This window comes from Campylobacter sp. RM16189, from assembly GCF_012978815.1.
Taxonomy (GTDB): Bacteria; Campylobacterota; Campylobacteria; order Campylobacterales; family Campylobacteraceae; genus Campylobacter_A.
This window is the reverse complement of the sequence record NZ_LIWR01000037.1, coordinates 1-517: the sequence shown is the minus strand read 5'-3', so window position 1 is coordinate 517 and position 517 is coordinate 1. Positions and strand designations below refer to the sequence as shown.

At 37.3% G+C, this 517-nt stretch carries 1 protein-coding gene; it reads left to right on the top strand.

Features of this window, described 5'->3' with window-relative positions; genetic code table 11:
* Nucleotides 1-517, top strand: a 517-nt coding sequence (locus tag CDOM16189_RS08050) for a retention module-containing protein (RefSeq protein WP_170000959.1), incomplete at both ends; no start/stop codon positions are given.

Genomic DNA, 517 nt, shown 5'->3' with positions numbered 1-517 from the left:
ATGTCAAATTTAGCAGGCATTGTAAAACAACTATTTGGAAATGTTGTTGCAAGAGACTCTTTAGGTAACGAGAGAATTTTGAAAGTAGGCGATGAACTAATGATTGGCGAAAGAGTAGTAACCTTGTCTCCTGACGCTAAAGCTATTATTGTTAGCCCAAATGGCACAGAAATAACTATACTGGGAAATGATGAACTTGTTTTGGATGAATCTTTAATAGATTCTGGCTCTAATAGCAATGTATTAGCCGACATAAACGATTTACAAAAATCTATATTAGAAGGACAAGGGCTACAAGATTTAGAAGCTACTGCGGCAGGCGGTGGCGGATCTATCAGCGCAGAAGGAATCAGTCTAGGAGGAACCAGCTTTACAGATTCTGGGCATATAAGCAATGTATTTAGGTCTTTTGGAGATTTAGACAATTCACCACAATCAGATACAAATATATCAGGTGTAAACTCTAGCCCTATTCCTAATACAACAGAATCAAACAATCAATCACCTATAAATCCTG